29 protein-coding genes are annotated in these 24812 nt (G+C 47.1%); 20 read left to right on the forward strand and 9 right to left on the reverse strand.

The genetic code is table 11. From position 1 onward, the window contains the following. Position 1: 1 nt before the first annotated feature. Positions 2–739 (forward strand): enoyl-CoA hydratase/isomerase family protein, encoded by a 738-nt coding sequence (locus QUE60_RS03105; protein WP_286227218.1) that lies wholly within the window; start codon positions 2–4, stop codon positions 737–739. Between the two features lie 11 nt (positions 740–750). On the opposite strand, the gene QUE60_RS03110 is transcribed toward QUE60_RS03105, so the two are convergent. Beyond that, the gene (locus tag QUE60_RS03110) at positions 751–1695 is read right to left on the reverse strand and encodes a hydroxymethylglutaryl-CoA lyase (RefSeq protein ID WP_286227219.1); all 945 of its coding nucleotides are present in this window, start codon (positions 1693–1695) and stop codon (positions 751–753) included. 156 nt (positions 1696–1851) lie between these two features. Here QUE60_RS03110 and sodB point away from each other — a divergent pair, with 156 nt between their 5' ends. Together sodB and QUE60_RS03120 are read left to right on the forward strand one after the other, a co-directional pair. Beyond that, positions 1852–2433 (forward strand): superoxide dismutase [Fe], encoded by a 582-nt coding sequence (gene sodB / locus QUE60_RS03115; protein WP_286227220.1) that lies wholly within the window; start codon positions 1852–1854, stop codon positions 2431–2433. Positions 2434–2451: 18 nt separating this feature from the next. Then, complete coding sequence (locus QUE60_RS03120) at positions 2452–3033, forward strand: urate hydroxylase PuuD (protein WP_286227221.1); 582 nt, start codon at positions 2452–2454, stop codon at positions 3031–3033. A gap of 8 nt (positions 3034–3041) precedes the next feature. Here the strand turns inward: QUE60_RS03120 and QUE60_RS03125 are convergent, their stop codons facing one another. From QUE60_RS03125 to QUE60_RS03140, 4 genes are read right to left on the reverse strand one after another with little or no spacing between them, the layout of a single operon-like run. After that, on the reverse strand, positions 3042–3935 hold the full coding sequence (locus QUE60_RS03125; RefSeq protein ID WP_286227222.1) for an amidohydrolase family protein: 894 nt from the start codon (positions 3933–3935) through the stop codon (positions 3042–3044). Then, entirely contained in the window at positions 3922–4911 is a 990-nt protein-coding gene (locus tag QUE60_RS03130) for a Bug family tripartite tricarboxylate transporter substrate binding protein (RefSeq protein WP_286227223.1), read from the reverse strand. Before QUE60_RS03130 ends, QUE60_RS03125 begins: the two co-directional genes overlap by 14 nt. A 32-nt stretch (positions 4912–4943) precedes the next feature. Next, on the reverse strand, positions 4944–5735 hold the full coding sequence (gene pcaD / locus QUE60_RS03135; protein WP_286227224.1) for a 3-oxoadipate enol-lactonase: 792 nt from the start codon (positions 5733–5735) through the stop codon (positions 4944–4946). Positions 5736–5766: 31 nt separating this feature from the next. Further along, positions 5767–6651, reverse strand: a complete 885-nt coding sequence (locus QUE60_RS03140; protein ID WP_286227225.1) for an LpxL/LpxP family acyltransferase — start codon at positions 6649–6651, stop codon at positions 5767–5769. A 69-nt stretch (positions 6652–6720) separates the two neighbouring features. Here QUE60_RS03140 and QUE60_RS03145 point away from each other — a divergent pair, with 69 nt between their 5' ends. Next, positions 6721–7233 (forward strand): HPP family protein, encoded by a 513-nt coding sequence (locus QUE60_RS03145; RefSeq protein ID WP_286227226.1) that lies wholly within the window; start codon positions 6721–6723, stop codon positions 7231–7233. Here QUE60_RS03145 and QUE60_RS03150 read toward each other — a convergent pair. Both QUE60_RS03150 and QUE60_RS03155 read right to left on the reverse strand, forming a co-directional pair. Next, positions 7230–8090 carry an NAD(P)H-hydrate dehydratase gene (locus tag QUE60_RS03150; protein WP_286227227.1) on the reverse strand — a complete coding sequence of 287 codons (861 nt, stop codon included), beginning with the start codon at positions 8088–8090 and terminating at the stop codon, positions 7230–7232. The two genes, QUE60_RS03145 and QUE60_RS03150, sit on opposite strands and share 4 nt — an antisense overlap. Positions 8091–8092: 2 nt before the next feature. After that, on the reverse strand, positions 8093–9508 hold the full coding sequence (locus QUE60_RS03155; RefSeq protein WP_286227228.1) for an MBL fold metallo-hydrolase RNA specificity domain-containing protein: 1416 nt from the start codon (positions 9506–9508) through the stop codon (positions 8093–8095). A gap of 103 nt (positions 9509–9611) precedes the next feature. Here QUE60_RS03155 and QUE60_RS03160 point away from each other — a divergent pair, with 103 nt between their 5' ends. The 9 genes from QUE60_RS03160 (at position 9612) to QUE60_RS03200 (ending at position 17665) form a co-directional block, all read left to right on the forward strand. Beyond that, entirely contained in the window at positions 9612–10037 is a 426-nt protein-coding gene (locus tag QUE60_RS03160; protein WP_286227229.1) for a universal stress protein, read from the forward strand. A gap of 58 nt (positions 10038–10095) precedes the next feature. Continuing rightward, complete coding sequence (locus QUE60_RS03165; RefSeq protein ID WP_286227230.1) at positions 10096–12531, forward strand: heavy metal translocating P-type ATPase; 2436 nt, start codon at positions 10096–10098, stop codon at positions 12529–12531. A gap of 14 nt (positions 12532–12545) precedes the next feature. Beyond that, entirely contained in the window at positions 12546–12716 is a 171-nt protein-coding gene (gene ccoS, locus QUE60_RS03170; RefSeq protein ID WP_108508150.1) for a cbb3-type cytochrome oxidase assembly protein CcoS, read from the forward strand. Between the two features lie 81 nt (positions 12717–12797). After that, positions 12798–14243, forward strand: a complete 1446-nt coding sequence (gene ccoN, locus QUE60_RS03175; protein WP_286227231.1) for a cytochrome-c oxidase, cbb3-type subunit I — start codon at positions 12798–12800, stop codon at positions 14241–14243. 12 nt (positions 14244–14255) lie between these two features. Next, complete coding sequence (ccoO, locus tag QUE60_RS03180; protein WP_286227232.1) at positions 14256–14900, forward strand: cytochrome-c oxidase, cbb3-type subunit II; 645 nt, start codon at positions 14256–14258, stop codon at positions 14898–14900. Positions 14901–14911: 11 nt separating this feature from the next. Next, positions 14912–15079 (forward strand): cbb3-type cytochrome oxidase subunit 3, encoded by a 168-nt coding sequence (locus QUE60_RS03185; protein ID WP_108508153.1) that lies wholly within the window; start codon positions 14912–14914, stop codon positions 15077–15079. After that, entirely contained in the window at positions 15076–15999 is a 924-nt protein-coding gene (ccoP, locus tag QUE60_RS03190) for a cytochrome-c oxidase, cbb3-type subunit III (RefSeq protein WP_286227233.1), read from the forward strand. Before QUE60_RS03185 ends, ccoP begins: the two co-directional genes overlap by 4 nt. Positions 16000–16003: 4 nt before the next feature. Further along, positions 16004–17461: a cytochrome c oxidase accessory protein CcoG gene (gene ccoG / locus QUE60_RS03195; RefSeq protein WP_286227234.1), complete on the forward strand. Its 1458-nt coding sequence runs from the start codon at positions 16004–16006 to the stop codon at positions 17459–17461. Between the two features lie 15 nt (positions 17462–17476). After that, positions 17477–17665: a FixH family protein gene (locus QUE60_RS03200; protein WP_286227235.1), complete on the forward strand. Its 189-nt coding sequence runs from the start codon at positions 17477–17479 to the stop codon at positions 17663–17665. A gap of 249 nt (positions 17666–17914) precedes the next feature. Here the strand turns inward: QUE60_RS03200 and QUE60_RS03205 are convergent, their stop codons facing one another. Continuing rightward, positions 17915–18679, reverse strand: a complete 765-nt coding sequence (locus QUE60_RS03205; protein WP_286227236.1) for a cyclic nucleotide-binding domain-containing protein — start codon at positions 18677–18679, stop codon at positions 17915–17917. 50 nt (positions 18680–18729) lie between these two features. Between QUE60_RS03205 and QUE60_RS03210 the strand changes: the two genes are divergently transcribed. Continuing rightward, a complete protein-coding gene (locus tag QUE60_RS03210; protein ID WP_286227237.1) occupies positions 18730–19452 on the forward strand; it encodes a sulfite exporter TauE/SafE family protein in 723 nt (240 codons plus the stop codon). On the opposite strand, the gene QUE60_RS03215 is transcribed toward QUE60_RS03210, so the two are convergent. After that, positions 19449–20273 carry a sulfite exporter TauE/SafE family protein gene (locus QUE60_RS03215; RefSeq protein WP_286227238.1) on the reverse strand — a complete coding sequence of 275 codons (825 nt, stop codon included), beginning with the start codon at positions 20271–20273 and terminating at the stop codon, positions 19449–19451. The two genes, QUE60_RS03210 and QUE60_RS03215, sit on opposite strands and share 4 nt — an antisense overlap. Positions 20274–20361: 88 nt before the next feature. Between QUE60_RS03215 and QUE60_RS03220 the strand changes: the two genes are divergently transcribed. Genes QUE60_RS03220 through QUE60_RS03245 form a run of 6 tightly spaced genes read left to right on the forward strand, consistent with a single transcriptional unit; the run spans position 20362 to position 24776 of the window. Then, complete coding sequence (locus tag QUE60_RS03220; RefSeq protein WP_286227239.1) at positions 20362–21225, forward strand: MBL fold metallo-hydrolase; 864 nt, start codon at positions 20362–20364, stop codon at positions 21223–21225. A gap of 17 nt (positions 21226–21242) precedes the next feature. Beyond that, positions 21243–21542, forward strand: coding sequence for an ArsR/SmtB family transcription factor (locus QUE60_RS03225; RefSeq protein WP_286227240.1), 300 nt, complete (start codon positions 21243–21245; stop codon positions 21540–21542). 26 nt (positions 21543–21568) lie between these two features. Beyond that, positions 21569–21757: a YgaP family membrane protein gene (locus QUE60_RS03230; protein WP_108509323.1), complete on the forward strand. Its 189-nt coding sequence runs from the start codon at positions 21569–21571 to the stop codon at positions 21755–21757. 10 nt (positions 21758–21767) lie between these two features. Further along, the gene (locus QUE60_RS03235; RefSeq protein ID WP_286227241.1) at positions 21768–23153 is read left to right on the forward strand and encodes a TAXI family TRAP transporter solute-binding subunit; all 1386 of its coding nucleotides are present in this window, start codon (positions 21768–21770) and stop codon (positions 23151–23153) included. Continuing rightward, entirely contained in the window at positions 23150–24343 is a 1194-nt protein-coding gene (locus QUE60_RS03240) for a BaiN/RdsA family NAD(P)/FAD-dependent oxidoreductase (RefSeq protein WP_286227242.1), read from the forward strand. The genes QUE60_RS03235 and QUE60_RS03240 overlap by 4 nt, the downstream gene beginning before the upstream one ends. A gap of 34 nt (positions 24344–24377) precedes the next feature. Then, positions 24378–24776: a VOC family protein gene (locus tag QUE60_RS03245; RefSeq protein ID WP_286227243.1), complete on the forward strand. Its 399-nt coding sequence runs from the start codon at positions 24378–24380 to the stop codon at positions 24774–24776. Positions 24777–24812 lie beyond the last annotated feature (36 nt).

Here is a 24812-nt window from a genome sequence, read left to right on the forward strand (position 1 = left end):
TATGAACACCATACGGGTAGAGCATTCGGGTCACATCAAACGAGTCACTCTCAATCGTCCAGAGAAGCGCAATGCGATCAGTTACGAGTTGGCTTCTGAGTTACTCGCTGTCACCAAGGAGGCAGAGTCCGATGGTACTCGTTTGCTGATATTGCGCGGCGAGGGCCAGGGTTTCTGTGCCGGCTTTGATTTCTCAAACTTTGATGATGCAAGCCCTGGCGATCTGCTGTTGCATTTTGTTCGCATTGAGCAAATGCTTCAAGCGATTGCGCATGCACCATATGACACGATGGCATTGGCCCATGGACAAACGATTGGAGCAGGAGCAGATTTGCTCTTGGCATGTCGTCATCGGGCGGGTTCGGAGGATATGCGCATGATGTTTCCTGGGGCCCGTTTTGGTTTGATTTTGGGATCGAGGCGACTGGCAGAGTGCGTCGGACCCGATCGCGCGCAGCAGCTGATTGGTAATCCACGTCGTATTGATGCACACCAAGCTAAAGATTTTGGGATCCTCACTGCTGTCTTAGAGGCGACCGATTGGCATGCGTATGAAGCACAAGTTCTTGAGCATATTTTGGAGATCCCGCCTGATGCTCGTGCGATGGCGTTGCATGCTTGCAAACGCGATACCCGAGCCGTTGATTTATATGATTTGGTGCAATCGGGCTCGGTGCCTGATATTAAGCACCGTGTTGCTGAGTATCTCGCAAAGGTGAAAGCCGCTTCGAAGAAGTAAGGAGGAAGTATCTAGCTCTGACAGATCTTGTCATAGAGGCGATCTACTTTGCCTGCAAGCAGAACCTGACTTGGCAAGGGGCGATCTACTAAAGTGCGCAACTCCGCTGCGTACTCGAGTAATAAATCAAGGTTCATATTGGTGTGAAAGCCCATCAGATCCAACATATGAACCAATTCCTCGGTGCAAATATTGCCAGTCGCTCCCGGAGCATAAGGGCAGCCGCCTAATCCACCTAAAGACGAATCAAAGCGCACAATTCCCGCCTGAACGGCAGCTAAGGCATTGGCTAAACCCATGCCACGCGTATTATGAAAATGCAGAGTCCACTGCGTACTGGGATGCTTGGATTGAGCCTTCTCGCAAATCTCAGTGACTTGCCGAGGATTGGCCATACCGGTAGTGTCACAAATACTAATACCCCGAACACCTTGAGCAACAAAATGATCAATCCAATGCATTAGTTCATCGACGGGGGTCATGCCACTCATCGGACACCCAAAGCTGGTGGAAAGGGAGACATTGACAGCTACCTTAGATTGGTGTGCCAAAGAAATTACCTCACCAAGAGCTTTGGCTGAATCGGCACGGGACATACGCAGATTGGATTGATTATGCGTCTCGCTAACTGACATCACCAGGTTGAATTCATCAACGCCAACTGCAAGCGCGCGCTCAGCACCGCGTAGATTTGGGATTAAGACTGTGTATTCGACCCCAGGAACGCGTTCAATGCCACGCATCACGACCTCAGCATCAGCCAGCATCGGAATGGCTTTAGGGCTTGTAAAAGAGGTCACCTCAATCTTGGCATAGCCAGCGTGACTTAAGCGATTGATTAAGCGAATCTTCTTTTCTGTGGGGATGAAGTGCGACTCTGCCTGAAAGCCATCGCGGGTAACCACCTCTTGGATGTAAATCCGACTTGACGGATTGACGCGAGTTTGACTGAGCATACGTCCTCGTTGATTGGACTATTGGTTATGCAAACCCTTATTTTAATTCAGAAAACCCCATTTCAGGATAGATAAAACAAAAATTCCAGAATGGTCTATAGTTACAGCACTGAGTTTTTATCAACGTGTTCGCTTTGTTACTAAAAAAGGAAAAAAATGGAACATACATTGCCCCAGTTGCCTTATGCGCTTGATGCGCTTGCACCTCACATTTCAAAGGAGACCTTGGAGTATCACTATGGCAAGCATCATCAAACCTATGTGACCAATCTCAATAATCTCATCAAAGGAACCGAGTTTGAGAACTCCAGCCTCGAAGAGATCGTTAAAAAATCATCCGGCGGTATCTTTAATAACGCAGCTCAGGTCTGGAACCATACGTTTTACTGGTTTGGTTTAAAGCCAAACGGCGGCGGTGCTCCAACCGGTGCCTTGGCTGATGCGATCAATGCGAAGTGGGGCTCATTTGATAAGTTCAAAGAAGAGTTCACCAAGTGCGCTGTTGGTACTTTTGGATCGGGCTGGGCCTGGTTGGTCAAGAAAGCGGATGGTAGTCTCGATTTAGTATCGACTAGTAATGCTGCGACACCGTTAACAACTGACGCTAAGCCACTGTTGACTTGTGACGTATGGGAACATGCGTATTACATTGACACTCGTAATGCTCGTCCTAAGTATGTCGAAAACTTCTGGAATCTAGTGAATTGGGATTTTGTGAGTAAAAACTTTGCAGCGTAATTTCAGCAAGAAATCCATATGACATCCATTCTGAGCTCTTTAGGCAAGACCGTTCTGGTCGGATTTATTGTGCTTGCTCTCATTGTGATCACCCTAGGGGGATCTAATGTGGGGAGCTCAGCATGGGTGACTTTTGTATTTCGCTTCCTACACGTGATTTCAGGAGTAATGTGGGTGGGCCTGTTGTGGTATTTCAATTTTGTGCAGATTCCATCCATGCCAAAGATTCCGGATGAACAAAAGCCTGCGGTGGCCAAGGTGATTGCACCATTGGCCTTAAAGTGGTTTCGGTTTGCGGCAATGGCAACGGTATTAACTGGATTTATCCTAGCCGTACTGAATGGCTATGCTCATCAAGCTTTCACGCTTCAGCAGCCTTTCTTGGCAATTGGCCTAGGTATGTGGATTGCTTTAGTGATGGCGTTTAATGTTTGGTTTGTGATTTGGCCGAATCAAAAACGTGCCCTCGGAATTGTAGAGGTCGATGCAGCAACGAAGGCAAAGTCCGCACGCGTTGCAATGCTGACTTCACGAGTTAACACGATTCTATCGATCCCCATGCTGTATTTGATGGTGGCTCAGCAGAATGGCGGCTTGTAGGAAAGCCTTCAGTCGATAAACTGATAAAGACGCTTTGGGTTCTCGCTGAGAACCTGCTTTCGAATTGCTGGATCCGGGATCCACACTTGTAGTAAATCTAGAAGATCTGCATCGTTTGGCATCACCCCTTTAACCATCACATGGGGCCAGTCGGTGCCCCATACCACCTGCCTTGAATTAGCAGCAATCAAGGCATACGCAAATGGATTGGTATCGGAGTAGGGGATTCTTTCTTCGGTTGTAATTCGATAGGGGCCAGTGAGTTTCACCCAGGCACGCTCCTCGCGCACGAGGGACAAGAGGTTTTGAAAGCCAGGGTCTTTGATACCCAGATTTGTTTTTAAATACCCAAGATGCCCCAGCACAATCGGGACCGGGAAATTCGATAGTAGTTTCGAGAGATTTGGGAACTCATTGACATGCATGAGAAACTCCAAATGCCAGCCAAGCGGTGCAATCTGGTTTGCTAATTTAGTTAATTGCTTGATTGGTAAAACGCCCTTAGCCTCGGCAAGGTCGACAATATTGCAGCGTACTCCACGAATTCCAGCACGATGCAGATCGTCTAATTCTGTATCGCCAATATCCCAATCCACCACTGCGACTCCCCGAAAGCGCAATGGATTGGTTTTAATCGCTGCCAGCAATGCACGATTATCCGTTCCATAAATACTAGGCTGAACTAATACCGATCGTTGAACGCCCAGACTATCGAGTAGCGCCTCATATTGAGAAAGTAAGGCATCCGGTGGGGTATAGATACGATTTGGGATATATGGATATAAGGACTGAGGACCGCAGATGTGCGCATGGCAATCCGTTGCGTTCTCACAAAGAACGAGACCAGGCTTTTTGAGGGCCTGGTCTGGCGCTTGGCAAGGGGGAGCGTTATTGTGGTTCAATCCCAGCGTCTTTGGCAATCTTGGTGTACTTGCTGATTTCGCTACGGACAAACTTTTCGGTTTCAGCAAGATTCATGGGCTTAATCGTGATGCCTGCTTTGGCATAGGCTGATTTCACCTCAGGATCCTGTAGAGCCCGGTTGATATCGGTATTGAGTTTTTGCAAAATCGCTTGAGGTGTTGCCGATGGGGCCCAAACGCCAACCCACAAACCAATCTCAAAGCCAGAAAAACCTTGCTCAGCAATCGTTGGAATATTAGGAGCTGCCTCGGCCCGGGTTGTACCCGTTACACCCAATGCACGCACCTTACCTCCCTGAATTTGCGAAATTGCAGTTTGTAAAGGAGCCATGTAGTAAGCGGTACGCCCAGCAATCGTTTCTTGAATCGCCTCGGGGGATCCTTTAAATGGAACATGCAACATCTTGATGCCAGCGGTTTGATTGAAATACTCGGCTGCCAAATGGGTTGAGCTACCGACGCCAGCGCTAGCAAATGGAATATCACCTGGCTTTGCTTTGGCAGCATTAATCAAGTCTTTGAGAGTCTTATAAGGGCTCTCGGCTGAGACAATGAGAGCATATGGACTGCTACCTAAGATATTGACATCGGCGAGACTCTTGAGGTCATACGGAAGTTTTTTGTAAATGGCAGGGTTTGCGGCATAGGATGCGGATTGAACCAAAAGGGTGTAACCATCGGGTTCAGAGTTCACCACTACTCCAGTGCCTAGTAAGCCACCTGCACCGGGCCGGTTTTCAATAATGACGGGCTGCTTCCAGGTTTCTGCAAGGCTTTTGGCAACAATGCGCCCGGCAATATCGGCACCCGAGCCAGGCGTGAGGGGCACGACCATTTTGACGGTTTTATTGGGGTAATTGGCCGCTGCACTTTGCGCTTGAATTGGCAGACTAAATGCCCCAGCAAATGCGAGCATGGTTGCGCCAATGAGATATTTTTTGATACTAAATTGCATGACGTCTCCTTTTTATTATGACTGCTTATCTACTATGCCACAGAATCTAAAAATCCCCGCAGTGCATGGTTGAACTCAGACGGTTTTTCGATATTAGATAGATGAGCTGCTTGATCAATCGCGATCAGCGAAGAATGGGGAATAAGCCGATGCAAGACGGTGGATTGCTCGTATGTACACGCTGGATCTTGTCTGCCTAACAAAATCAGGGTTGGCGCCTTAATTTTTAAGAGCATCGTCGATTGCGCCATATCCCGAACTGCACTGGCGCAGCCTAGATAGCCATCTACCGGTGTGGCCAAGATCATCTTTCGTACTTGTTCAATTTGCTCAGGCTCGCTCTCAATAAAATCGGTTAAGAACCAGCGTTTGATGGTTCCATCGACAAGACCAGTGATTCCTTGAGATCTCGCGATCGCAAAACGTTCCTCCCACATACTGCGGGGTGGCATCTCACTAGCGGTATCACATAGACTAAGTGACAAAACATTGTCCGGGTAATTGGCGCCAATGTATTGGCAAATCATACCGCCCATGGATAGCCCAGCAAAGTGGGCCTTCGTGATTCCGAGAGCGTTCATCAGAGCAACTAAGTCTTCTGCTAAAAGAGCAATGCTGTAGGGACCTGGCGTTACTTCACTTTGACCATGGCCACGTGTGTCATAGCGTATTACACGATACCGATCAGTCAATGCGGGTAAGGTTCGATCCCACATTTCTAAACTGGACATCAGGCTATTACTTAAGAAAACGGGGGGACCATTCTCCGGACCATCGATTTGATAAGCGATCTTAATTTGATTAGCGTTTATAAACTGTCTCATGGTTTTATCTCCTTGAGATACTATTTTTACACTAATAAATCTTGGCCTCTCCAGCAGGTCGATTCTTAAAACGCTTATGGACCCAATAGTATTCGGCTGGGCGTAGCCGGATCTCATCTTCAAAGTATTGATTCAGTCGGGCTGTATCGGCTTTCTCATCATCACTTGGAAATGACTCGAGCGGTTTACTGATATGGCAAATGTAACCAGAGCAATCTGATTTAAGTGTGGTCTGCATCATGCACACTTCAGCGCCACTTAATTTGGCTAAACGGGAAATCGCACTAATGGTATTCGTTTGAACACCAAAGAAGGGTACAAATACAGAGTCCTTAGTGCCGAGATCAATATCAGGTGCGATAAAAACAAAGTTTCCATTTTTAATCTCTCGAAGCGTTTCGATGAGATGACCTTGTCTTGGAATGGATCGTCCACCAAAGCGACCACGCCACTCAATAATTTTCTGATCAAAATATGGATTTTTCATCTTTTGGTAAAGAGTGACTCCGCGTGGCCAATCCATTTTTTCAGCCAAAGCGCATAAAGCAATACCACCTTCAATGCCAACAAAATGGGGGTTTACCAAAATGCGCGGTTTTCGATCCCCCAACTCAATTTCAGAATGAATCTGAATCATTTCATTGATCTGGGCAGGGGTGCCTAGCCAAATGCGACTGCGCTCCAAAATGCTGCGCCCAAATAGCTGCCAGTGATGTAAAGCCAGAGTCTCAATTTCTTTTGTCGATAGTTGTGGAAAACACAGGCGTAGGTTAATCAAGACCACTCGTTGACGATCGCTTGGTATATGGGCGACGATCCATCCTAAACCACGACCCAGTTGAATAATCCATCTATATGGAAGAATTAGGACAAAGCGTAACAGTGATACTGAGAGGAGATTAAAAAAGGTTTGCAAATAGGTCCTTGTAACGTATCACTATATACCTGAATAAAGACCCTAGGAACAATAGCGTAAACTGCTTTAATGAAACAAACCATATTACGGATCCTCTGGGTATTGAGCGGGGCAAGTGTGGCGTTGTTTTTGGCACTCCATGTGGTTCGTCCACAAGACTCCACCTTATTACTTGCCTCTTTGGGCGGTTCAACACTATTCTTATTTGGTCTTACGACACTACCGCCGACGCAACCTCGAGCCCTATTTGGCGGCCATTTACTATCGGCCTTGATTGGCGTGATCTGTTACCAAACTTTGGGTAATGCAACGTGGGTGCTGGTCTTATCAGTGCTCATCACAATCGCAGTATTGTTGATGACCAAGACTGTTCATCCCCCTGCAGGTGCTAATCCTTTGATCATGATTCATGGGCATGCAGGATTTATGGATATCTGGACCCATGTTTTCCTGGGCGTGATCGTGTTGGCTGTCACGGCATTTGTCTGGTCACGACTCGGACCCGGAAAGGTTAAATATCCCGTGAAATGGAACCAAGAGTCTCCACCCGGACCCCATTGGGGCCCATGGGGATCAATCTAAGTCTGATTGATTAATTCACGAACCGCCTTGGCCAACTCAAGTGCGGTCATGCCATTGGGCCCAATTCCGGATTGAACTAGTTGATCAGCGGCACGCGCATGAAGCTCAACTGCAAGACAAGTTGCCTCCCATAAATTGAGATGATGACAAATTCCTTGGGCTGCTAGTGAGGCGATAAGGCCCGTTAAGACATCTCCCATGCCACCAGTTGCCATGCCAGGATTGCCTGCTTGGCAGGTATAGATTGCATCATTTGGCGAACCAACTAATGTGTGATGGCCTTTGAGAACCACATGGCATTGAAATCGATTAATCAGTAACTGAATTGCCCCCAATCGATTAGCCTGAACTTGCTCCACTGATGTACCCAATAGACGAGCTGCTTCGCCGGGATGAGGTGTGATTGTGCAGGGGTCTTTGCGCCTGCTTAATAATTGCCCTAACTGTGGGTGGTCAGTAATTAAATTTAAGGCATCTGCATCCAAGATCAATGGGCCACGAAATTGAATACCTGCCTTCAAGAATTGCAAAGCCTGATCACTTAAACCTAAGCCAGGACCAATCGCCAAACAGTCAGGCGCAATACCATTGATGAAATGATCAGTATCAACAACGCGAGAGAGATCCTGAACCATGAGTTCTGGTTGATCAATCTGAACATGAGCTGATTTAGAGTCTAAGACGCCAACAATTGTCCAGCCAGCTCCACTATAAAGCGATCCATACGCAGATAAAAAAATAGCACCTGCCATGCCAGGCGCACCGCCTACGAGTAACACCTTCCCCATATCGCCTTTATGCTCATGGGGCTTACGAATCAAGTGGGCGCGCAGCGCAAAGGCATTTAGGTTTGGCATGATTAGAGAGGGTAGGTGCTATGAGGCTGAGGCAGATGAATGTGCTCCCAGCCCAGTTGTGAATGGATGGCTGCCTTTAGTTGTTCTGCAGCGTAGGGCTCGCCATGCGTAATGTAAACGTGCGATGGGGCTTGTTGAAATCCCTTTAACCAACGAATTAATCCAGCCTGATCAGCATGGGCTGATAAGCCGCCAATGGTATGTATGGAAGCTTTGACAGGAATTTCTTTCCCAAATAGATGAACGATTTTTGCTTGATCCACAAGCCGCCGTCCCAAAGTACCTTGCGCCTGAAAACCGGTGATGATGATCGCATTATTGCGGTGAGGTAGATTCCATTTGAGGTGGTGCACAATCCGACCGGCCTCACACATGCCACTCGCAGAAATTACAATAGCGCCACCCTTGATGCGATTGAGCGCCTTGGACTCTTCAACGTCAGCAATAAAACGTAAATCTAGGCGATTAGGGTTAGCTTGATACCAATCGTAGATAGCCTGAGCTGCTTCATCGAGTGAGGAACGATATTCTTCGGTTAATCGAGTCACAGATGTAGCCATTGGCGAGTCAACCCAGATATTGAGATAGGGCAGGCGTTTGCGTCGAATTAAATCCATTAATACAAAAATAATTTCTTGGGTACGACCGACTGCAAATGCGGGGATGATGATATTGCCATTGTGTTTGAGGGTATTCGTAATGACCTCGACAAGCTCATCCTCTGTGTCCTGAAGCGATCGATGTAAGCGATCACCATAGGTCGATTCCATAATTAAGGTGTCAGCATGCTCAATTAGCTCCGGGTCATTCATCAAGGGCCGTTCAAACATTCCTAGGTCACCCGAAAATACAGTGCGATGGCGTTGTTGATTCTCTCTTTGAATGTCGATCACGGTAATCGCAGCCCCCAAGATATGGCCAGCATCTTTAAACTCGATATCAATCCCTTGGCCGGGACTAAAGCGCCGGTGATAGGGAACGGTCTTTAGTTGCGCCAAGCAATCGATGGCCTCGAGGATGCTATAGAGAGGAACTGGAAGATCACCTTTCCAGCGGCCCTGAGCTTGTTTGCGTTGAGCGCGTTCATAGTCAGCTTCTTGCAGATGAGCGCTATCCAAAAGCATGATTTTGAGTAAAGAGGCTGTCGCAGGAGTGCAATAGATGGCCCCACGAAATCCTTGGGCGCATAAGCGTGGCAATAATCCACTGTGGTCAATATGTGCATGGGTCAGAACCACAAAATCGAGCTCACGGGGAGAAATTGGGAGTTCAGCCAAATTTTTATTGTCTGCCTCTCGACCGCCTTGAAACATCCCATAATCCACCATGAAGCAGTGGTTAACCCCGCATGCTTTACCACGGATGAGGTATTTGGAGCCGGTGACCTCTTGGCCCGCGCCAAGGAATTGAATATGCATAAAAAAATTAGGGATATAGGCGACTGAATTTGATATGGATCAAGGGAAAACCCAATAATATTGCTACACTGCTAGCACTGATTACATTGTGGAGGGAGATCATATGAAAATACTACTACCAATTGACGGTTCAAAGACTTCATTGAGTGCAGCCAAATACGTTGCTCAATTAGTTGGCAATATGCGCAGTAAGTGTTCCGTTACTCTGATTAATGTACACGATGACTTTGGTCTCAATCACGTCAAGCAATTTGTCAGTAAAAGCGTGGTGGATGACTACTTGCGTGAAATTAGCGAGAAAGAGTTAAAGCCAGCCCAGAAGGTTTTGGATGCCGCAGGCGTTAAGCACAATATGGTCATTAAGCGTGGCCATGTATCAAAAGAAATTTTGGCTACTGCCACCAAAGAAAAGTTTGACATGATTGTGATGGGCGCCAAGGGTCGCGGCGGCGTACTTGATCTTTTGATTGGATCGGTTGCTCAACGCGTCGTATCTTCAGCTAAGCAGCCTGTTCTCTTGGTGAAATAATTTGCCATCAACTCGATAGAAGGGCTGCCTTGGCAGCCCTTTGTTTTTGTAAGCCCGCATGACCATTTCATCGACACCGTGTTATCACTGCGGTAGTGATACCCAGGTAGCATATGCCTTGCATGCTGATTTAGGTGGGATCCAGCGCCCATTTTGCTGTGCTGGCTGCATGGCAGTCGCGCAAACGATCTATGGGGAAGGGCTTGAAAGTTTTTATCAGCGCCAGATCCCTTCTGGGGAACGTCCAGACTATTTAGTCAATGGTGATGAACTTCCTGAAGCGCTCGAAGTCTATAACGATCCGACCTTGCAAGCACGCTTTGTAAAGGTGTTGGATTCCGGCTTAGCTGAGTCGATTCTGTCGCTCGAAAAAATTCGCTGTGCGGCGTGTGTTTGGCTTTGTGATCATCATCTGCAGCGTGTCTTAGGAATTGATGACGTACAAATTAATTACGTCACCCTAAAAGCGATTGTGCGCTTTGATCCTCAAAAAATTACCTTACCCAAAATATTGTATGAGGTGCAACGGATTGGCTATCTAGCCTGGCCTTACGAGCCCTCGGAGTTAGCGCTACGCAGTAAACGCGAGCGCAGAAATTTAATATTCCGTTTAGGGGTTGCTCTATTGGGCATGATGCAGGTCATGATGTATGCCTGGCCGATTTATACCGACTCGGTTGACCTATCTCCTGAAAATAATCTCTTACTGAACTGGACCAGTTGGCTATTAACCGTTCCCGTTGTTCTCTATTCTGCGGCCCCAATCTTTGGCTCCGCATGGCGGAGTGTGCGTTCATTTGCGCAAACACGATCTTTGGGAATGGATGTGCCCATTGCCTTGGCGTTGGGGATGGCCTTTACTGTAGGAACTGTCAACTTATTGGTGGGGGATGGCCCGAGTTATTTTGATTCGATTACGATGTTTGTGGCCTTTACCCTCGGGGCGCGTTATATCGAATTGATTGCCAGGCAGGATGCTCAAAGTGGATCGGAGGCATTGGCTAAACAGCTTCCGGCTAGCTGTGAACGCTACCTTGATTACCCTAAGAGTACTACGGTTGAGCGCATACCCGTTGTGCGTTGCCTCGTTGGCGATCGAGTTCGGGTGGGTCCTGGTGAGATTATCCCAGCGGATGGCGTGCTAATCGATTCGTATACCAGTGTGAATGAAGCGTTATTAACTGGTGAATCAAGGCCAGTGCAGAAGTCTCCTGGTGATCGCTTGTTTGCGGGTACGCATAATATTCAAAATAGTATTGCGCTGGAAATTACAGCAGTTGGTCAAACTACGCGCTTAGCCGGTATTGCAATCTTATTAGATCGTGCTCTCCAAGCGAAGCCACCCATGTTGGGATTGGCTGAAGTGTGGGCCGGTCGATTCGTGATTCTTCTAATCATTGCAGCGATCATCAGTAGTGCCACTTGGTTACTGGTGGATCCAAGCCGAGCCTGGCCCGTGATGCTCGGTGTGTTGGTGGCAAGTTGTCCGTGCGCATTATCATTGGCGATCCCCACAGCACTAGCGGCCGCTCAGGGTGCGCTAACAAAGATTGGTTTATTTGTGATTCGAGGTCGAGCACTTGAAGGTTTGAGTAAAGCAAACACCTTGGTCATGGATAAAACTGGCACGCTAACGATCGGCGAACCTCGTTTACAAAGCATCACTGTATTTCGAAATGGCATGAGCGAACATGATGCATTAGCCTTAGCGGTCGGCATGGAGGATGGTCAAAATCATCCTTTAGGTCTAGCGCTTGGCGATGCACTACGAGAGCGTGACCTTGCACCTCATCATTTTTTGACGCGAAGTGACAACCACTTAGGCAAGGGGCTGTCCAATGGCAACTACCGCCTTGGTAATGCCGACTGGGTGGGTGTGCAAGCGTTAGCCAGTCCATTGGATGCGCTCTATAGTCATGTTTACTTAGGCGATGATCAAGGACTGATCGCCCAATTTAGCTTCTTAGATCGCCCCAGAGAGGGTGTTGAGGCTTTATTGCAATATGCACGAACCCATGGGATGACTGTCTATTTATTATCGGGTGATGCACAGGCTACCGTCGAGGCCTGGGCACGCTATCACGGAATTACGCTGTACCGTGGTGGCGCCAGTCCCGAAGAAAAATATGAGTTTATTCGGGAACTACAGGCGGGTGGCGCTAAAGTATGTGCGATTGGCGATGGGGTTAATGATGCACCGTTCTTGGCAAAAGCGGATGTATCAATTGCAATGGGAAGTGGCGCCCCTTTAGCAGCGGCTGGGGCAGATGCCATATTGGTTAGCCCCAATTTTGAGACCTTGGTTAAGGCATTTTCCTTGGCGCATCGTACCCAAGGAATCATTCGGCAAAACCTTCTATGGGCATTCCTATACAACATCACGATTATTCCGGTGGCAATGATGGCCTGGATTAATCCATGGGTTGCTGGAATTGGGATGGCATCTTCATCGCTTCTAGTAACGCTCAATGCATGGCGTTTGCGTAAGGTCTAGATTAGACTACTTACATGGAAAGCTTGTATCTTCTAATACCCTTATCGCTGCTTCTAGTAGCTGGCCTTGCCTACTTGCTCTATTGGTCGATTCAGGGCGGTCAGTTTGATGATCTACAGGGACCTGGCGAGTCGATCTTGCTCGATGATGACAGCCCACAGCGTAAAGACCCCCCTAATATTTGATCTACATCAAAATACCGAAATTACGCTAACTCGATAATTTCCCAAAGCTTTTAGCCCATTCATTTTGCTTAGGGAGGTTGTATGGCGTTAGCCATCAGTGGGTCGCAAGACGCGAACTTTAACTATAAGGTCGTTAGCCAATTTGCCATCGTTACGGTGTTGTGGGGCATTGTTGGCATGTTTGTGGGGGTGGTTCTGGCAGCTCAGCTGATTTGGCCAGAAATCACGATGAACATTCCTTGGTTAAGCTACGGCCGCTTACGACCTTTGCATACCAACGCAGTGATCTTTGCCTTTGGGGGCAGTGCTTTATTTGCAACCTCGTATTACATTGTCCAGCGCACCTGTCAGGTCCGGCTATTTAGCGACAAATTAGCTGCATTTACCTTCTGGGGTTGGCAGCTCGTGATTGTGGCAGCTGCCATTACCTTGCCACTTGGGATTACTACCTCGAAAGAGTATGCCGAATTGGAGTGGCCCATCGATATTTTGATTACGATTGTTTGGGTAGCTTATGCAATTGTGTTTTTTGGCACCATCATGAAGCGCAAGACCAAGCATATTTATGTATCGAACTGGTTCTTTGGTGCCTACATTCTGACAATTGCGCTTTTGCATATTGTGAACAATATTGAGATGCCAGCGAGTTTATGGAAGTCATACTCGGCATACTCCGGGGCACAAGATGCCATGATTCAATGGTGGTATGGTCACAATGCAGTTGGCTTTTTCTTGACCACGAGCTTCTTGGGCATGATGTATTACTTCATTCCTAAGCAGGCCGATCGCCCAATTTATTCCTATCGTTTATCGATTGTGCATTTCTGGGCTCTTAACTTCACATATATGTGGGCAGGACCCCATCATCTACAGTACACCTCATTACCAGATTGGACTCAATCCTTGGGTATGGTGTTCTCATTGATTCTGTTGGCACCTTCGTGGGGCGGCATGATCAATGGCATCATGACCCTGTCAGGAGCTTGGTACAAGTTACGGAGTGACCCCATCCTCAAATTCTTAATCGTGGCGCTGTCGTTCTACGGCATGTCAACTTTTGAGGGTTCGATGATGTCGATTAAGACCGTCAATGGCTTATCGCACTACACCGACTGGACCATTGGCCACGTTCATTCTGGTGCTCTAGGCTGGGTTGCCATGATCACAATCGGTTCTTTGTACTACCTGATTCCTCGCTTGGTGGGTAAGAAAGAGATGTATAGCACCCGACTGATTGAATTGCATTTCTGGATTGCTACTATTGGCGTCGTTCTTTATATCGCCGCAATGTGGATTGCCGGTGTGATGCAGGGTTTAATGTGGAGAGCCTTTGAGGCCGATGGCACATTGACCTATAGCTTTGTTGAGTCGGTTAAAGCCAGTTATCCCTTCTACGTGATTCGACTCTTGGGTGGTATTTGTTACTTGGGCGGTATGTTCTTAATGGCGTACAACGTATTCAAGACCTTGTATGGTGAGCGTTTTGTGGATGCACCGATTCCCGCAAACGTTCAAGTTGCTCATTAATCGGGAGGAAAAATGTCAGATCAGAATAAATTTTTCTCTCACGCCACTCTCGAAAAGAACGTCGGTTGGCTCATCATCACCACCATTTTGGTTGTGAGTGTGGCTGGCTTGGTACAGATTGTGCCGCTCTTTTTCCAGCACTCGACCACCGAGCCAAGCCCGGGAATCAAGCCATTTACAGCATTGCAATTGGCTGGACGCGATATTTACCAGCGTGAGGGTTGTGTTGGTTGTCATTCTCAGCAGATTCGTACATTGCGTTCAGAGACCGAGCGCTATGGTCCGTATTCAGTTGCTGGCGAATCGGTGTTTGATCACCCATTCTTATGGGGAAGTAAGCGGACAGGGCCGGATCTTGCTCGTGTAGGTGGACGCTATTCAGACGACTGGCAGCGCATCCATTTACGCAATCCTCGTGATGTCGTCCCGGAATCCAATATGCCGGCTTACCCGTATTTGCAAAATGCGCCAGCGGATGTGTCGAGTATTCAAAAACACATGCATGCATTAAAGCGTTTAGGGGTTCCATATACCGATGAAGAAATTGTGAATGCCCCGAAAGAGCTTGAAGGCAAAACGGAAGAGGATGCCTTAGTTGCCTATCTGCAGGGCTTGGGCACTAATCGCCGCGCCACCACTAAAACTGCCAGCCAATAAAGGAGATCAGCATGCAAGCATTTACCGCTTATCTATCGGCTATATCGAGCACCTTTGGTTTATTTGTTTTTTTGGGAATCATTTGGTGGGCATGGTCTAAGCATCGCAAGGCTGCTAATGAGGAGTCAGCAAATTTACCATTTGCACTCCCGGATGAGTTTCAGAAGGATCAATCATGAGTGATTTTTTTAGTCCCGGTTGGAGTATTTTTATCGCGATCATAACGATTGTCGGCATTATTTGGTGCTTGTGGCTATTGATGTCGCAACGTAAAACCAAGGTACCAACAGATTCTGCGGGAAATGTAACCGATACGGGCCATGTTTGGGATGATGACTTGCGTGAACTGAACAATCCACTGCCACGCTGGTGGATGTGGATGTTCATCATCTCATGTATCTTCGGAGCCATTTATCTAGTTCTTTACCCAGGTTTAGGTGCCTATCAAGGTGTCTTGGGATACAGCACTCAAGCGGAGCATGATCAATCCGTACAGACTGCAAATAAAGATCTGCAACCGGTTTATGCGAAATACATGCAAATGAGTATTGAGCAGGTTGCGGCCGATCCTAAAGCCAAAGAAATGGGACAGCGCTTATTTTTGAACTACTGCGCACAATGCCATGGATCAGATGCTGGAGGATCTAAGGGATTCCCAAATCTGCATGACAAAGATTATTTGTATGGTGGCGAACCAGAGATGATTCGAGCATCGATTGTACAAGGACGGGCAGGTGTTATGCCCGCCTTTGGCCACCTCAGCTCTGCCCAAATTAGTGAGGTGGTTGCATATGTCCGTAGCCTCTCGAACTTACCCGCTGATGATCTTCGTATTGCTCAGGGTGAGGCTGTTTATAAAACCAACTGTGCTGCTTGTCATGGACCAGACGGCAAAGGAAATATTGTTCTAGGGGCACCTAACTTGACCGATAAAGTTTGGCTCTACGGTAGTTCAGAGAAAGCGATTACTGAGACTGTGCAAAAGGGTCGTAACGGCATCATGCCGGGTCATGAGGCAATCCTAACCCCAGAAAAGATTCAGATTCTGACGGCGTATGTTTGGGGTTTGTCGCATCAACCGATGAGTACGAAGAAGTAAAGCCATGAATCAATCGTCATCGACACAGACTGCTGGCAACAGCAAGCCTGTGATCGAGATCGTAGAGCAGTCGCTTTACGAAGTTCGTAAACATATCTATCCGCGTTCAGTCAGCGGACCGTTTGCGAGCTGGCGGTTGGTCTTTGTGGTGCTAACCCAGTTGTTGTACTACGGATTGCCATGGTTAAGTTGGAATGATCGTCAGGCTATTTTATTTGATTTGGTACAGCGTAAGTTTTACATATTTGGTTTGGTGTTGTGGCCGCAGGATGTGATTTATCTCACCCTACTGCTGATTTTATCGGCGCTTAGCCTATTTCTATTTACCGCTGTCGCAGGCCGACTATTTTGTGGCTACGCGTGCCCGCAAACGGTCTATACCGAAATCTTCATGTGGATTGAGCGCAAAGTGGAGGGCGATCGGTTTGCCCGTATTCGCCTAGATGGAGAAGAGTGGCCGTGGAGTTTTAAAAAGTGGCGACTCAAAATTACCAAACATGCATTGTGGCTTGTCATTGCCCTGTGGACTGGATTTACTTTCATTGGGTATTTCACACCCATTAAAGAACTAAGCGCCAATATCTTGGCTTTTTCTTTAGGGCCATGGCAAACTTTTTGGTTACTCTTTTATAGTTTTGCAACATGGGGTAACGCTGGCTTTATGCGTGAGCAGGTTTGTAAATATATGTGCCCGTATGCCCGTTTTCAAAGTGTGATGGTCGACAAAGACACCTTTGTGGTGACTTACGACAAGATGCGCGGCGAGCCTCGTGGTAGCCGCAATAAATCAGAAAACCAAGTCCAAAAGGGTTTAGGGGATTGTGTTGATTGCAGTATCTGTGTGCAGGTATGCCCCACAGGGATTGATATTCGTGACGGTTTGCAATACATGTGTATTGGCTGTGGGGCCTGCATCGATGCCTGCAATCAAGTCATGGATAAGATGAGCTATCCCAAGGGCTTAGTGCGCTATACCACTGAGCGTGCCATGCTCAATCGTGAGTCGAATCAATCAGCGCGGAGTCACTTATTTCGCCCGCGCATCTTGATTTACACCTCAATTATTTTGATGTTAACCTCGGTGTTCTTGTTTTCGCTCTTCACACGAAATCCCTTACGAGTGGATGTTATGCGTGATCGCGGTGCTCTGGCTCGTGAAGTGGATGGTCGCTATATTGAGAATGTCTATCGCGTCCAATTGATGAACTCTTCCGAGTCGCCAATGCAGGTCGATATCAAAGCAACCGGTTTGCCAGACATTGCAGTGCTCGATTCCAGCGGCAAGGTGATCCATAGCGTAGTGATTGCACCTGCGAGTAATTTATTGATTCCGGTAAAGGTGAGTGTGGCAATGAATGAAGTGATATCGGGATCGCATCCGATTCTGTTCCAGTTTCGAGGGCAAGAGGGCGAACACATTCGCTCACGCGATGAGAAATCAAGCTTTATCGTGCCACGCTAATAAAGGGAGTTCGTTATGAAAGTCGAATCACAAATTTCAAAACCATGGTGGAAACAGCTCTGGCCCTGGTTATTAATACTCGGGCCTGCCTTGGCAGCAATTGGTTGTGCGATTACTATTTATTTGGCATTCACCATGCATGCCGATGAACCCGTGCGAGATGGCATTAAGCGGGGCCTTAAGGTTGAACAGGTGCAGCCGTGAAACTCAGGACGGCGATTTGGATTCTTTGGCCATCCTTTTTGGCAGCCATTATTGCCGAAGGTTTGGTATTTAGCTTATTTAGGCCCGAGGATTTGCTCCTGTTTGGCCAGCCGCATCAATTATCGAATGAGGCAATTTACTCAATTGGTTTTTTTGCCTTTTGGTCCATTTGCGCAATTTCAAGTGCGATCTCGTTATTTATCGTACGCGACTGTTTCATAAACTCGAAGTCAGCAGATGATGATCTGCTTAACTGAGTCGTACAGGTGATGAGCAGTCGCTTTTCTCGTTCACGTTCGGCACCCCAGCGAGTTGATAGAGTCCTTCAATGTCAATCAGCTTAACGTGGCGTTGCTTAATTTGTAATAAGCCAGACTCGGTAAAGCGTGACAACATCCGACTTACCGTCTCAATCTGAATCCCAAGATAGCTGCCTATGTCCTCGCGACTCATCTTTAAATCAAATTCAGTAAATTCATATCCGCGTGCGGCATATCGTTGGGATAAATTAATTAAAAATCCTGCGAGTCGTTCTTCGGCTCTGAGAGTTCCCAATGACAGTAAATGACGTTGATCCTGAGTTAGTTCACGACTTAAGATGCGATGGAATTGATGTTGCAAACTGGGAATTTGTGATGCCAAGTTTTCAAATTCGGAGAAGCGAATGATGCAAACCTCGCTCTCCTCGAGTGCAATCGCATTGGCTTGGTATTGGTGCTCGCCAATGCCGTCTAAGCCCAAAATCTCACCAGGCATATGAAAGCCAATGATTTGTGCGCGACCATCCGGTAATGAGTGCTCTGTTTTTAGGGTACCAAAACGAACGCTGTATATGGCGTTGAGCGGTTCACCGTGTCGGTATAAGGTATCGCCCTTGTGGAGATGGACTCGATCTTTGACGAGAGTATCCACTTGGGTCACTTCGTTGGCAGAAAGACCAAGCGGCAGGCAAAATTGCCCCAAGACGCAGGTGGAACATTTGTTCAGAATTTCTTTACTGGAAGAAACATTCATGATGATGCATATTCTAGTCGAGAGTCCAAAAAACTTCTATTTCACACCTCATGCTCAGTAGCACATTATTTATCGGAATTCTCCTAGCCACAATGGCCAGTAGTTGGCATTGTGCCCTGATGTGTGGGGGAATTGCAGCCTCGATTGATCAATCGGCGGCAAAAATTAAGGTTTACCCCAATCGGTCAACGGTCGTTTGGGATCTAATAGTGCTTCATTTGGCGAGGATTGCCAGTTACATGACTTTGGGGGCGGGGGCTGCCTGGCTGGGAATTGCTTTTTGGAGGCAGGAAGTCATTCCAATTCAGCGTGGATTATTTGGGATTACTGCGGCGATTCTCTTCTACCAAGCTTATCGATTGATTTATCCAAGTGGTAAAAAAATCACCCATCTTTTTGGGCAAGAGATTACACAGTCCTTATCGCAATGGTGGGCAAAACACTTCGCAAAATCTCGCACAGGTCTGGCGCGCTGGATGACGGGGATGCTGTGGGGCTTGGTGCCGTGTAGTTTGGTGTATGGGGTCCTGGCCCTTGCATTTTTGTCGGGCGATCCAATCGTAGGCGCATTACTAATGCTGGCAATGGGATTGGGTACCTTACCCAGCCTATTGGTGTTTACGAAGGTCAGTGGTGCCTTGATGCAATTTGGACAAAGGGTCTGGGTTCGATACTTTGCAGCATTCTTATTGATAGCAACTGCTGTGTATGGGTTTTATCGTGGCATGACCTTGCCAGCAGAGTTATTAAAGGGTGGCTTTTGTTTGACCTAGAGTGCTTTGAGTGCCAAACCAATTGCAACGAGTCCTGAGAATCCAGCAAAAATGAGCTGAGTCGATTGACCACTGATGCTTGGGGCAATTAGGCGACCCGCCATCATTCCAAGAATGGCGCCAATTGCGAATGGAATTGCGATCAACCAGTTCATGGTTCCAGCCAACCCCGAGCCCACAACACCTCCCAGTGAAATTAAAGACAGAACGCCCAAGGAGGTGGCAACAATTGATTGCATCGGTAAATCACTAATACTTTTGAGTGCCGGAACAATCACAAATCCACCCCCAACACCCAAAAGTCCCGATAAAAATCCAGCCAGGGCACCAGAGCCAATCAGGGCGCGTGCGCAAGGGACGGTCCAAATTAAGCGACCAATCGATAAATCGAGAGAGCAGGGTACCGCTTTGGGTTCTCTGTATATTCCCTTTGATTGTTGGTAGGCCTCTATAAAAATTCGGACAGCGACGTAGAAGAGAACCAAAGAGAAGATCAGCATTAAGGGTTGATTGGGAATTTGGTGAGCCAACCAAAGTCCTGCGGGTGATGGTAGCAAGCCTGCAAAGGCCAACAGCATGGCAGCGCGGTAACGTAATAACCCAGTTCGTAAAGCCATGATGGCACCTAGCGTAGAAGATACGGCGACTGCAAGCAGCCCAATGGGGCTCGCTTCCACCATGGGTAAATGGAGCGCAAAGACCAGCAAAGGAACCGATAAGATGCCGCCGCCGGCACCCGTTAACGCCATGATGAGGCCAACGAATATGCCAAGCCCCGCAGGAATAAGGTGAGGTTGTAAAAAACCGATTAAATCTATCAAGATAGTATCAACGACTTGCTATTAATTAAATCATAATATATTATATATTTATATATATTGTAATTCACCTTGAATAAAGGAGTAAAGCATGCAAAAGCCAATCGTCAAAGCCTTTTTTGATCAAGGAACATGGACCTTTACCTATGTCGTTTATGAGAAACCGCATACACCATGCGTGGTGATTGATACAGTCCTCAACTATGACCCAAAATCTGGCCGTACTAAGACAAAGTCAGCGGATGAGGTGATTGCCTTTGTCAAAGAGCAGGGGCTCACAGTCGATTGGATTTTGGAGACCCATGCTCATGCGGATCACCTGAGTGCTGCACCGTATATTCAAAAGCATCTTGGTGGCAAGATTGCGATTGGTTCGCATATTCAGGATGTGCAAAAAGTATTTAAAAGAATATTCAATCTTGAGAGTGAGTTTCCAACCAATGGCTCCCAATTTGATTACTTGATCGAAGAGGGTGAGGATTTGCATGCGGGTAACTTAATCATCCACCCCTTATTTGTTCCCGGACATACACCGGCATGCATGGCTTATGTGATTGGCGATGCTATTTTTGTTGGCGATACGATCTTCATGCCCGATGTTGGGACGGCGCGCTGTGATTTCCCGGGTGGTAACGCCAATAAACTTTACCAGTCGATGCAAAAGATTTTGTCCTACCCAGATGACACGCGTTTATTTATGTGCCACGACTATCCACCCACCGATCGCCCGATCGCCTATGAAACTACGGTAGGTGAGGAGAAACGAAAAAATATCCATGTGCATCAGGGGGTGACCGAAGCCCAGTTTGTAGAGATGCGTAATCAGCGTGACAAGACCTTGGAGATGCCGGTTTTGATCCTGCCCTCAATTCAAGTCAATATTCGTGCTGGTCATCCGCCGCCTGCCGAGGCAAATGGTAATACCTATCTCAAAATTCCGTTCAATGTTCTCTAATTGGTAGCTCAGTGCCTATGAATATCAATTTAAAGAAAATGCGTCAATCGGCGGATAAAGCGGTTGACTTAATGAAGGTTTTGGGAAATCGAGACCGAATGATGTTGTTGTGTGAAATTAACCAAGGGGAAAAATGCGTTGGCGAGTTGGAGGATTCTTTGGGCATTCATCAGCCAACCCTCTCACAGCAACTAACGGTATTGCGTAAGAAAAAGCTGGTGAAAACCCGTCGCGAGGGTAAGCAGATTTATTACTCCGGCGCTAATCCTGTAGCAATGTCGGTGATGAACTTGCTCTACCAAAATTACTGTAAATAACCAATTGATTTCAAAGGAGGTTTATGATGCAATGTAACGTCGGCCATACAGATCGGGTTCTGCGCATTACGGCAGGAAGTTTATTAATTCTTTTATCTTTAAGTGGAGTGATTGGAGCATGGGGCTGGATCGGGGTTGTGCCATTAGCAACCGGCATCTTTCGTTTCTGTCCTGCGTATCCGCTCTTAGGGATGAATACCGCAAAGAAAAAGTAGCGCATTAATCATGGGCAGTTTCAAGGAAGACTTCAAAGATACTGTTGTTGCGCTTCTTGAAACCGCTCAAGATCAGTATCGAGATGCCGTCAGTTTCGTTAAAGAAACTTGGCCTTTGCTTGTACTTTTGGCCGCTATCTTCATTGGCCTCATTGCCTACTGGAATCCGCCTCCCCCACGTACCATCATGATGGCCTCCGGAATTCAAGGGGGATCATATGAACAATTAGCTGCAAAGTATGTCGAGTTCTTTGCAAAAAAGGGCGTGACCATTGAGCTGGTTCGCACTGAGGGCTCCCAAGAAAACATTAATCGTCTTGCTGACCGCAAAGATCCCGTCCAGGCTGCTTTTGTTCAGGGTGGTTCCTTGCATGCTAAACAAGTTCCCGGTGTTGAGTCTCTCGGTAGTATCGACTATGAGCCGATTTGGGTTTTCTATAAAGGGTCATTTGTAAAAAATGGCTTATTGGACCTTGATAAATTTGCCAAGGCACGTGTCGCGATCGGGCCCGAGGGCAGCGGCACCCATGTGCAAGCCATGAATATTTTGCGAGTTAGTGAACTCGATCGCTTGCCCAAGCTATTACCAATCAAAAATGATGAAGCCGTAACCGCATTAAAAAACGGTGAGGTTGATATTGTCTTGATGGTTGATGGCTTACGCGCTAAGAATGTTCAGACTCTGCTAAACGATCCAACGGTTAATTTATTGAACTTTAATAGAGCTGCAGCATATACCAAAAACATCCATTATCTTGAGGAGCTAGAGGTGCCTATGGGTAGTTTTAATATTGCGCGCAATTTCCCACCCAATGACACCAAAATGCTTTCTACCGTCACTAATTTACTGATTGACGATCGGATGCACCCAGCGATTCAGTTTCTGTTTCTCATGGCAGCGCAAGAAATCAACGGCAAGGAATCTTTTTTTTCCAAGCGCGGTGAGTTCCCTGCATTTATGAACTCGGAGTTTCCAGAAAGTCCCATTGCTCAACAGTTTCATCAGCGAGGTTTGCCGGTCTTAATGGATTTCTTACCATTTTGGGTCGCTGAGTTTATCCATCGCATGTTTTTTACATTACTACCATTCTTTGCGATTGCCTACCCCATCGTTCTTTCATTGCCCAGCTATCGCTTAAGGCGTGTACAAGCAAAACTCAATCGTATTTATGGGGAGCTAAAGTTTTTTGAGAATGATCTCTTAGTAAGCTACGATCCCAAGAGGTTGCCGGAGTATTTGGAAACGTTAGCCGGTATGGAAAGACGCGCCCTCGCGCTGAAAGTGCCTAAGCGCGCCTCAAGTGATTTTTATACCCTAAGAAGTAGTATTGATTATGTGCGCAACGCACTTAATCGGGGCGATCACCAAATTCTGGGTCGCGAGAGTTCCATTTGATTTGGGATGCCATCATTATCGGTGGCGGAGCTGCCGGACTCTTTTGCGCTGGAATTGCAGGTCAACTTGGAAAAAAGGTTTTAGTACTCGATCATGCTCCAGTATTGGGGGAGAAGATCCGCATTAGCGGGGGTGGGCGATGTAATTTCACAAATCTGAACTCAGCGCCCGAGCATTTTTTATCCCTCAATCCGCACTTTGTAAAAAGCCCCCTGGCCCGGTATTCATCAAAGGACTTCATTAATCTCGTACGTGATTACCGCATTCCGTTTCATGAGAAACATCGTGGCCAATTATTTTGTGACGACTCTGCAAAAGACATTATTCAGATGCTGCTGACTGAGTGTCACAAGGGTGGCGTCACGATTCAACACCCAGTATCCGTTACCCAAATCATCAAATCGCAATCGAACTGGACTTTGGAAACAACAGATGGAATCAAGAAAGCTACTCATCTAATCATTGCAACCGGAGGTTTACCGGTACCAGCGATTGGCGCGAGTGATTTTGGGTTGCGGATTGCCAATCAGTTTGAAATCCCAACCACGTTGGTACGCCCTGCATTAGTACCGCTCGCATTCACCTCTGGCGAGTTTTCGGTATTCACCAGCTTGGCTGGGATCAGCCTTGAAGCAAGCGTCCAGGCAGGACAGCGTAACCACGGTTATGGAAGCTATCGTTTTGATGAAGATCTTTTGATAACCCACAAAGGGCTCTCGGGACCTGCTATTTTGCAAGCCAGTAGCTATTGGCAAGAGGGTGAAGTGATCCATATCAATTGGCTAGGAAAAGCTGACTTTGATGCGATCTTTTCTGAGGCTCACCAGAAAACGGTCGATGCCGCCCTTGCAGAGGTATTGCCGCAACGCGTTGCGCAATTATTTGCCGAGCAACTCAAGCTCACCAAGCGCAAATGGGCGGAGGTATCCAAGAAAGATCGAGAAACTTTGCGAACCCATTTAACTAGTGCACAAATGAAGCCTGCCAGTACCCTGGGGTGGAAAAAAGCGGAGGTCATGTTGGGCGGGGTTGATACCAAAGCATTGGATGGTAAAACTATGATGGCTAAACAGCATCAGAATCTTTACTTTATTGGCGAGTGCGTGGATGTCACGGGTCATCTTGGAGGACATAATTTTCAGTGGGCTTGGTCATCTGCTTTTGTTTGTGCAAATGCACTGGTTGACTAGAATACAAATTCAATTTATTGCATAAGGAATTGTGATGGACTTACTAATTGATCGCGTTGATCACCTTGTATTGACGGTGACTGATATTGAGAAAACCACTCAGTTTTATGAAAAGGCACTCGGTTTTGAGCGAGAATTTTTTAAGGGACCCGAAGGACAGCCACGGTATGCCTTGTTATTTGGGCAATACAAGATCAATCTGCAAGATAAAAATACCGAGACCCCGACCAAAGCAAAAGTACCAACCATTGGGGCAGGTGATTTTTGCTTGATCTCTAAGGTGCCACTCGATGACTTCATTGTTCACCTTCAAAAGGTTGGTGTAACTATTGATACCGGTCCGGTACAGCGTCGGGGTGCTTTGGGGCCGATTCGTTCGGTCTATTTCAGGGATCCTGATGGAAACCTGGTTGAAGTGGCCGAATACATTTAAATTTCACTTCTGTCCAACAAAAAAGCCCCAAATTGG

It is taken from the genome of Polynucleobacter sp. HIN11 (assembly GCF_030297675.1).
GTDB lineage: Bacteria > Pseudomonadota > Gammaproteobacteria > Burkholderiales > Burkholderiaceae > Polynucleobacter.